The organism is Paenibacillus sp. A3, assembly GCF_001399685.1.
Classification (GTDB): Bacteria; Bacillota; Bacilli; order Paenibacillales; family NBRC-103111; genus Paenibacillus_G.
Map to the genome: position 1 here is coordinate 1 of NZ_JTHN01000067.1, position 10,058 is coordinate 10,058.

Here is a 10,058-nt window from a genome sequence, read left to right on the forward strand (position 1 = left end):
TTCGGGAGGAGGAACGGCAAACCCGCAGTTTGTCGCCTGTCTAAGCGGCAAAGACCGCACCGAGGGAGAGCCGAACAGCCCGCGCAATATCCTGAATCAGTTTTATTTTAAATCGCCGTTTCGCGTTCGCAGCGAGCGGGAGGAACGTTACTTGGACGCGATGCTGTCCACCCGCATTGGCGACGCTCATTACCCTGGAGCCTTTGAGACTTGCGAGCATTGGCCCGGCATAGCTCCGGGAGCGGAGGGGATCAACAATGCGATGTCACCCAAGTATGTCAATCTTTCGCCGATTATACATATCGAACCTAAACGGCCGATTCTATGGATACGGGGCGCAGACGACGCGATCGTGTCAGACAGTTCATGGTTCGATTTTGGGTATTTAGGCAAGCTTGGCTACGTTGAAGGCTGGCCCGGCGAAGAGGTGTATCCGCCGCAGCCCATGGTTTCCCAGATGCGCTGCGTTCTTAAACAGTATGAGGAAGCAGGCGGCAGTTTCGAGGAGCTTGTCGTTGGGGACGCAGGGCATGCCCCGCACATTGAGCAGCCTGAATTTGTATTCGCGAAGCTGAGGTCATTCCTGTCTTTAATCGAATAGAGGGGCGAAGCCGCTGCCGGCGGGGCACGCAATAGTCAATGGATGGATTATGACGGACCCCGCTTGCAAACATATCAGCCTGGCCGTAACGCTTTATTTTATCCGCCTGTACGGTTGTATCCGGATCGATAACGCCCGAAACCAGTGCGATAACGGCCCTAACCGCCCACACATCCGTTTGACTGTTCAATCGAACTTCGGACGCTGTCTTAAGTGCTTTCAGATTTTGAATCATGACCGCTGCTGTCTGCCTTGTGATGACCGCATTCGGATCGAATGAAGGGAGACCGGTTAACATTTGCTTTTTCGTACTATTGATGGAAAAGGCAATCCCGTACCATCTATGGGCATGAAACAGACCGTCGGCAAACTCGCCTGGCGTTATGAATACCTGCGGCTCGAAGAGGTCGCCTGATTTCTCGAACCCATGATATCCAAGGCGTGCAAGTCGCCAATAAAGCTTTTATATTTGCTTCCCTCCGCTACATCCGGAAACAGCTCTTTCCTATGGATTTTTTGCGAATCCGATCCTAAGTGCATCCCCTCGTGTTAAAAATATTCAATCGATCCGCGACGGTTCTTTTTAAACGCCAGTTTGTTGCCTACTCGTCTGCAAACAGCAGCGGAGTAATCATCTTGAAGGTGTGCTTGCCCGGCGCTCCCGTCTCTATCAGCAATTTCCCGTTGGCGTACGAAAATTTCGATTTCAAGAAAAGAAAGCGCCTATTCTGATACAGTCCTACGTACATTTCCGCATCCTATTCATCCAAAGGGACATAAACAGGGTTCTCTAGTGTTTTCGTTTGGGGTAAATAAGGCATTGGATGAACATTGTCATCAGGTTGTTTGGTTCAGACAGTTTGGCTAATAGCGTGTGAAAAAAAGTGTCTGATACATGTCTGTACAAACGATTTATGCGGTTATATAATTCGTTCTTAACTAACAGGTACTACATAAATGGAGGACGTTGCATGGGTGAATTGCTTTACTTTAAGAAGAAGGATTCTGGGCTGTTGGCACAATATGTTGAGTCGATCGTTGATGCATCTGGCTTGGTTCAAGATGTCGACTTCGAAATTGCTTCGATAATTGTCATGGACAACGAATACGATACTTTTTCATTGGGCGGCTTTCTTGGGAGCACAAGCAATAAATTATTTCAGGATAGCAGTGGTTTCTTAGAGCAAGCCAAGATTCACCTAAAAAACAGAGGAAAGAAAAGAATATATTGTGGGTGGCTCCTACTCAATATACAGGCGGGGACAATGTTAAGTTCTATAAGATAAAAGATAATCTTAATATCGATTTAGTAACTGAGATCGGCCTGGGAGTTGTGTCATATAGAGGGGAGCTAATGATTTATTCCCCTCAAACGAATGAGGACCCGATTGATGTGGTGCATAAGATGGTTAAGCTGAAAGTGTTTCTCCAACTATCGCATCCTGAAAAAGTTGATGTAGAACTCAAAGAAGCATTTGAGAAAAATGCGAAGTTAATACAATCTTTAATGCTTATTAATCATTGGAGACACATGGAGCGGTTAGAAAATATCCTTGAAAACGGAGGAAATGCAATGGAAGCAGAAGAAAAGGCGGAAAAATCCATATTAAACCGAGCAGAGCGTATCACGAGTGGGAATATACTATACATCCTCGCTTTTCTAAGCGGGAGACAAGTTGAACGTCATGAGGCTTTGACGAAAAGCATTTGCTTTCTCCCGAGGTAGCTTTGCAGCGACGGAATGCCGGAAAATGCACGAAAGGAGCTGAGGCGCGATATCGGTTACCGTTGTCCATGCTGGTGAGAGAGAATAGGAGCTCTAAAGTCCATACTGTAACCTTGAACCCGGTTTTGGATTCACCGGTTATTGCCAAGGGCAGCGGAACTTTTCGTGACGGCGGGCGATAACGATAGTCTAAACCTATTATAATTATATTAATAATTAAATTGAACGATCAGGGGGGACGGCTTATACTGGACACCGTAAGTTTTACATACGATAGAAAGAAAGGAGTCTTCATAATCGATCATAAGCGTAGACCGCTTTTCTCCGCCTTGCTTGAGCATGCTCAAAAACAACTGCACCAGTTTCATATTCCCGAGCATAAAATATTACACCGCTGGATGATTGCCCAGTCGCGGGCGTCATCGGGGAGACGCAGCGTTTGTCGGCGCTTGCACATTACACGGTGTTTTCAGTGCGGGCAAAAGAGGCGCCATTATGACCATGATCATGACTGTCTGCGGGCAAGGGGAAAAAATTATCGTTCGCGCAATTTGCATAAATCGATTGTATCCGCCAGTTCGTCTCCCGGAAAGGGATAAAAAGCTGAGCATCGACTACGGCGTTATCGTCCACTCCGTGAAAAAGCGATCAAGATGCACCCGGACGCCATGGGTTATACGGCCGGCGACCTCAACGGATGGGCCCAGCGATCCTTCAAATATTCTTTGTACTATGTTAACAGTCTGCTTTACGCTGTTCTTGCTTCCTTTTCCGTAAGGGGAAAAGTAGGGCGTGATCCTTCGGAACACAAAACAAGCTGCACGGGTGTCTCGGCAAACATGGAGCTGTGAAAGGACCATTAGGCCATAATCATCTTAGAAGGAAGGATTTATTATGAATTGTCAATGGCAACGGTTTCGGCGCTTCAAATAACATAAAAGCTTTGCTATTCGGTTAACAGACATTCAAACCCTCCACCCCACGTTTGTCGGCAACCAAACGTGGGGCATATTTTTAGGCTTATCAGAACGGCATAAGATAAAACATCGGGCAGAAGTTTGAATAAGTATTATGTAGAAGAAGGTACCTTGTGCAACACAGTAGTATGTGATATGATGTAAAAAAAGGTTTATTTTATCATTTAAACCAATTAAACGCTGCATTTCAGATTACCCCAGGCATAGGTTGTGTCAGTTTGCACCAACGATTTCCCGGATGCAAACGACTGCCAAAAAGCAGCAGGTTTACAATGCCGAAAGGAGGTGAACACGGGGTGATGGAGTGGACTTCTCAGATAAGGAGAGGAATTCTCGAGCTATGTATTCTTCACTTAATTGAACAAAAAACAAGATATGGATACGACATCTTGCATATTTTTCAATAATGGGGATCTCTCACTATTACAGACGGAACGATATATCCACTCTTAAGAAGGTCGCAAAAAGAAAATTATATTGAGTCTTATTGGCAGCAGTCTAATTCAGGTCCGCCTAGAAAGTATTATAGGATTACCCCGGATGGAGTAAAGTTTATGGTAAAAAATGGATAAAAAAACTTAGTTCTACAGCAGAAAAATATTTAAGAGAGCTAATGATTATCTGCATAAACTACCAAGAGATGAACGAGAGGACTCTGTTAACGAAATCCGAAGCCATATCAAGGAAGGTTACGTAAAGGGTACGAAGAACAGGCTATTTTTAAAAATTTGGGAAAGCCCTCCGACTTAGCTAGATCTTTTATTTGGGGGGACTACCTGAAACGGAACTCATCAAACCCGTTGGCTATATTGAGGAAGATAGGATTCTATTTTTCTGCAAGCTTCGTAAGCATGTTTGTCATTCTATTTTCACTACGCTAAGCATTGGATTTATAGTTGGTTCTCTGCTGGCAGTTTTCGGATGTTTAGCACGTACTTTTGGCGCAAATTGGGGGAGTATGTCTTGGTTTGGCATGGAAGTTCCTACACTGCTTAGTTTCCCCGTCTCCTTGCTATTGGGAATTCCACTCATGTTGTTAGCTTGGGGAAGTTGGGTTTTTCTGATCAATTACATGAAATATTTTACAAAAAAACATCGGAGAATACGGTTCCGTTAAAGGAATTGCAAAGAGATCAGAGATAAACTGAAATCCCGAATCAAAGAGTCTCTCTTAAGCCCCAAAATTCTACGAAATCGGTACCGGCAAAATTAATTTCTTTTTCCAAATATGAAGGGGTAACCTTATGGAAAAACAAAAAAAGATACCATGGGCCTTTGAAAATGGGGCAGGTAATTATTAAGGAACATTTTTCGATTCATTTTCGTTATTAAATTTTTATATAGGGAGGAAGACATTTGAAGAAGAAAAAGATTCGCAAATATTCTATTTTGATGTGCACTCTGCTCTTGTTAGGCACGACTTTCGAGGGGCCGGTCCGGGCTTTTGAAGTACCGCCCGCTTCCGCAGCCAGTTCGGTTATGGGGCCGCAATCCGCCGAGGAAGTGGAGGCGTTCCTCGATGATTACTTTTCCAAAAATAAAATAAAGGCAACCGCAGTAACAGTAGCTGTCGTACGAAACGGTCAAGTGCTTGCCAAGAAAGGATACGGCGTTACGGATAAAACGACCAATAAGCCCGTTCAACCCGATCAAACTGTATTTCGCGTTGCCTCGACGTCCAAGGTATTTACCACGCTGGCTGTTCTGCAACTGGTCGATCAAGGAAAAATAAGCCTTCAAGACAATATCGAAAAGTATCTGGACGGGTACAAAGTGAACAATCCATTCGACATTCCCGTCACGATCGAAATGCTATTAACGCATACGACGGGTTTTGAAATGCGGGATCTCTCAAAAAACAATTTGTTGTACGATGCTGACCAAAAGCCCGTTTCGCTGCAAGACGATCTTTTCGAGCAATTTCCGTCTGTCAAACGCAAACCCGGAACCTCCTATATGTACGATAATTTCGCATTCCAACTGCAAGGCTACATCGTGCAAAAAGTGAGTGGAGAGGACTTCGGCGCCTATATGGAGAAGCATGTGTTCCAACCGTTAGGCATGACGTCCAGCAGCTTTGCGCAGCCATCGAATTTGGCCGAACGCTTTCCTACCGCTTATGATCGGGCAGGAAAAGCCCGTCCTGTTTACCGATTATCGCCGGAAGTCAATCCGCAAGGCAGCATGATCACGACCGCCGATGACATGATTCGATTTATGCAAGCATTTCTGAATGACGGAAAGTCAACGAACGGCGCCTCGATATTATCCCCGACTTCCATTAAAGCTATGGAAACGTACAAGGTGTCGATTCACCCACAAGTGCCCGATGTCGCTTATGGATTTGAAGCTCCTGAAACGCCCGAAGCAACGAATGGGCAATATGTCATTTCCAAAGGGGGATTTATGCCTGACTTCAGTTCCGGTCTTTGGCTGTTGCCCGACAGCAAAACAGGCGTATTTATTTCGTATACGCCGCACGGTGGTTTTCGCAATGATTTTTTCGCCGCTTTTATGGATCATTATTATCCCGGCCCAAAGACTCAGTATGGAAAGGCCGATTTCAAGCCGCAGGCTGCAGCCGACTTGCATAAATTTTCCGGAGCGTACACGGATTTACTATCGGGATCAATCACGAAGGTGAGCGTTATTGACGACGGCCGATTGGATGTATACATGCCTTGGGCGAAACATGAACAGGTCCGGCAAGTAGACGATAAACTGTTCGTGGATGAGAAGGGCCGCCCGCTTGCCTTCCAGACAGATTCGCAGGGCAAAGTAACGTATATGAAATACAACAGTCCTTTCAGATATTCAGCAAAAGCCTCCGAAGCGGCAGGATTTCCTGATGTATCTAAAGACCATCCTTATGCACAGTACATTCATGGCTTACAATCGCTTGGGAAATTAACAGATAACGCTTCTCAACCGTTTCAACCGTTGGCAACAGTTTCCAGAGGGAAATTCATTCATGACCTCGTGCAGCAATTCGGGCTGACTTCCTTAGGTAAAGAGACAACTTTCACGGATATCGGCGGCTCCGAATACAAAGATAGCATTCAGTCAGCAGCCGATTTGGGGCTTATTAATGGCGCTTACAGCGGCTTATACGAACCGGATCGCCCTATTCTCCGGGAGGAGGCAGCCGTGATTTTGTCCCGTTTGGTTCATCGTTTATCCACCATTCAGGTGCCGGATGCTACATTACAGTTAGCACCGGGAACGGATGATTGGGCGCTTGCTGGCGTTCAAAAGGTGGTTGCTTTGAAGCTGCACGGGCCCGAAGTGACTATGGCCGATAACAAAATTGACTTCCGTTCGAAACAACCGCTGACGAAGCAGGAAGAATGCGCAATGCTCTACAGCTTGCTGATCCCGAACAATTAGACCTCATGATAGATCAAGGCGCTATCGGCAAAAACAAGCGGCATCCCGGCAGAGCAGGAAATGTCCATTTGCGACTGTTCCGCTTGTTTTTTCAATCCGGTTATCCCAAGTGAAGTTTTTTCATTTTATTTACAAGGTTCCACTGGAAATACCCGGCAGCCTTGCCGCGACGCTATTGTAGCCGAGGTTATGACCACGGCATGAGTCGGTAACAAGAACTGATATACTTTTTGCAGTCCCGTACGAAAAACTATACAACACTAATTCGTTTGATTGACGAAATCCAGGAGGCCGCTCAATGCGACGTGCAGGACCGCATTGGGCGTGTTGTTTTACCGGTTCCATGAAAAAAGTAATAGTGGGGAAAATAAAGAATAAAGTGTTAAAGTTTGGCGAAAAGATGAAAACATAACGGTCATCTCTAAAAGAATTAAATGAAATTAGAAAGTCATTATTCATCATGTTTGGGTCTGTAAATAAATCGTGTAACCTCTTAAACCTAGGAAAATTGGACATACTGGTTTGGCATTTGATAATCTGGTTACATTGGATTCCAGAAGCAGAGAGTGGAATAAGTCTACACTATCACATGAATTAGGACATCTCTTGGTCTTGATCATACTAATGATCTAGCTACGATTATGTACACAACTGGAAACCCATCTCGTACTGTGACCACTCCTCAGGCAGATGACATCGCAGGAGTAAGAAGTTTATACAATTGAGAAAGGGATGAGTAAAATGTTCTCAGATCTAAATAAAAAAAAAATTACCTATGGAATTATCATATTATTTATTATGTCTGCTCTTCTAATTCATTTAATGAACGTCCCAATCTTTTCACTAAATATTCACGGTGAACTCTCCGAGTCTTTTAAAACTGTGGATGAACTTAAGCAAAAAGCTGATATTATTGTTGAAGCTGATGTGGTGAAAGCAAATTCAATAAAGTATAATAATGTGGTTTTCACATTGTCAGATGTAGTCATCAAAAAAACATATAAGGGTCATCTCCAGAACAATGAATACATCAAGATACTTGAGACTGGTGGCGTATACAACAACATCGAACACACATTTGAAGGACAAAAAACGTTAAAAAGACAAGAGAAAGCTATTTTGTTTTTGAAAAAATACGTTGGTCCAGTAACAAAAGATCAGGCTTATACAGTTCTAGGTGTATATCAAGGGAAATTCAATTTGGATAGCTCTGGAAACATCGTGAGCAAGAACTTAGAGTATACAACGCAATTAGACCTTATTACCAACAAAAATGAACTTAACCTAGAATAATTACTCTTATTTATTCTAAGAGAGACAGTAATTTTAGATACTGGGGTCTGTAAAATAAATTGTGTAACCTCTCAACTGAGATAAATTTGTCAATACTGACTACTAGATCAAAGTTGGAGGAATAAGCACATGGCGACCCGAAGCGGATTATTGTCAAAACAAGAATTACGTCAATTCGTAAAAGAGCATATTTTTCAATCGGCAGAAGATATTCAAGGACATTAAAGGAATTATTTGCAGATGTGCTCCAAGAAGCACTAGAAGCCGAACTGGATACGCATCTTGGTTATGGGAAGCACGATGTAAAAAGCAAGCAAACGAGAAACAGTCGTAACGGCTATGGTAAGAAAACCGTCACCTCTGAATATGGTGATGTAGAAATTGAAGTACCACGGGATCGACTGGGTGAATTTGAACCTGTGGTCGTGAAGAAAAATCAGACGAATGTAAGGCATTGAGGAACAGATCATCGCATTGTATGCAAAGGGTGTCAGCACACGAGACATTCAGGATCATCTTCAAGGGTTGTATGGTGTTGAGGTCTCACCGACTCTCATCTCCAATGTAACGAATAAGATCGTACCGCTTATTAAGGAATGGCAGAACCGCCCTTTACAGCAGGTCTATAAGGTTGTCTTTTTGGATGCCATTCATTTCAAGGTTAAGCAAGAAGGCCATATTGTAAACAAGGCTGCCTATATGGTGATCGGCATTGATTTAGACGGCAACAAAGATGTACTCGGCATTTGGATTGGGGAAAACGAATCTGCAAAGTTTTGGCTGAATGTGTTAAACGAGCTAAAGAATCGCGGAGTTCAAGACATCCTTATTACCTGTGTCGATAATCTAAGCGGCTTTTCACAAGCTATTGCAGCTTGCTATCCGAAAACAGATATCCAAAAATGCATCATCCACCAAATCCGTAATTCAACGCGATACGTCTCTTACAAGGATCTTAAGAAAGTAACAGCGGATTTAGCCAATATACAAGGCCGTCACGGAAGAGGCAGCCCTGCTGGATTGGATCGGTTTGAAGAACATTGGGGAAGCAAGTACCCGCTCATCATCAAATCATGGCGGCAAAACTGGGATGAACTGGCGACCTTTTTCAAATATCTGCCGGAGCTTCGAAAACTCATATACACAACGAACATGATCGAGAGTTATTATCGTCAATTACGCAAAGTAACAAAGGGAAAAAGAATCCGGGCCATGATGGCTTGCATCCGTCTGCGCTGCATCCGATTCATGCACCATGGAGCATGATTCAAGAAATTCGTGACACTGCTTAGATGACGGTGGTCTTTGGCAGCTTGCTGTATCTGTGTGATATTCTTGCGTCCGGCGCAGAGAATGATACCATGGACCAGAGTAAACAGATGTCGGAGCTGTGGTTTGGAAAATTCCAATTTCAGTGCCAAAATGAACTTGACGATCGGCATGTAGAGGGATACCATAAGAATGGGACATCTCCTTTATATGGAAAATTGTTGGCGTGGTAACCGACCATTTCTCCACAAAGAGACGATGTCCTTTTTTCTTTTGCCAGTTCGACGAAGGTTCTAACATATCTACTTTCGTAGCGTTAAATCGACAGCGCAGTTTTTGCAACACTCAAGTTAATTAATTGTAAATTAAACGCTGCAAATCTAACAAACGCAGATCTTTCAGGTGCCGACTTAACAGGTGTAGATGTTTGGCAAGCAGATTTTACTGGAGCGAAATTATACTATACAGTAATGCAATGTTCAAGAATTAATGAAGCAATATTATCCGAAGCTTTGTACGACGAGACTACAGTATGGCCGGAAGGATTTACTCCTCAAAAAATTAAATAATAGAATTTAAAGTTTTGGTATTTTATTTCAACCACAATGCGACTACCCCTTTGTAGTGGTTTTTTATCCTAAGTCTAGCACTCCTCTAAACAAAGTGATGGAAGTAACGACAAAGAAGACTCGATAAAAATCCAGTCTAAAAAAATTCTAAAAATATTGATCGTCCGCTCGAAAAGGATGAAAGCTTACTCATCCGCGTTGTTCATTCGTTGAGCCGTTTCGGGAGGAGGAACGGC

At 43.6% G+C, this 10,058-nt stretch carries 10 protein-coding genes; all 10 read left to right on the top strand.

The genetic code is table 11. The features are described from left to right. The coding region (locus QJ48_RS37425; protein WP_162238469.1) for an alpha/beta fold hydrolase at positions 1–601 on the top strand (601 nt) is incomplete at its 5' end. A gap of 971 nt (positions 602–1,572) precedes the next feature. Then, the gene (locus QJ48_RS09765; RefSeq protein WP_054973436.1) at positions 1,573–1,887 is read left to right on the top strand and encodes a hypothetical protein; all 315 of its coding nucleotides are present in this window, start codon (positions 1,573–1,575) and stop codon (positions 1,885–1,887) included. Between the two features lie 68 nt (positions 1,888–1,955). Then, entirely contained in the window at positions 1,956–2,327 is a 372-nt protein-coding gene (locus QJ48_RS09770) for a hypothetical protein (protein ID WP_054973437.1), read from the top strand. 1,399 nt (positions 2,328–3,726) lie between these two features. Continuing rightward, entirely contained in the window at positions 3,727–3,876 is a 150-nt protein-coding gene (locus QJ48_RS39475) for a PadR family transcriptional regulator (protein ID WP_082420435.1), read from the top strand. A 784-nt stretch (positions 3,877–4,660) separates the two neighbouring features. Continuing rightward, positions 4,661–6,691, top strand: a complete 2,031-nt coding sequence (locus QJ48_RS09775) for a serine hydrolase (protein WP_054973438.1) — start codon at positions 4,661–4,663, stop codon at positions 6,689–6,691. A gap of 593 nt (positions 6,692–7,284) precedes the next feature. Then, positions 7,285–7,416 carry a matrixin family metalloprotease gene (locus tag QJ48_RS39480; RefSeq protein ID WP_157261578.1) on the top strand — a complete coding sequence of 44 codons (132 nt, stop codon included), beginning with the start codon at positions 7,285–7,287 and terminating at the stop codon, positions 7,414–7,416. Positions 7,417–7,423: 7 nt separating this feature from the next. Next, complete coding sequence (locus tag QJ48_RS09780; protein WP_054973439.1) at positions 7,424–7,984, top strand: hypothetical protein; 561 nt, start codon at positions 7,424–7,426, stop codon at positions 7,982–7,984. A 242-nt stretch (positions 7,985–8,226) separates the two neighbouring features. Beyond that, positions 8,227–8,442, top strand: a complete 216-nt coding sequence (locus QJ48_RS39155) for a transposase (RefSeq protein WP_272948118.1) — start codon at positions 8,227–8,229, stop codon at positions 8,440–8,442. A 10-nt stretch (positions 8,443–8,452) separates the two neighbouring features. Next, positions 8,453–9,250: an IS256 family transposase gene (locus QJ48_RS09785; RefSeq protein WP_272948119.1), complete on the top strand. Its 798-nt coding sequence runs from the start codon at positions 8,453–8,455 to the stop codon at positions 9,248–9,250. A 356-nt stretch (positions 9,251–9,606) separates the two neighbouring features. After that, positions 9,607–9,822, top strand: coding sequence for a pentapeptide repeat-containing protein (locus tag QJ48_RS39485; protein ID WP_369126843.1), 216 nt, complete (start codon positions 9,607–9,609; stop codon positions 9,820–9,822). The last annotated feature ends 236 nt before the right edge of the window (positions 9,823–10,058 follow it).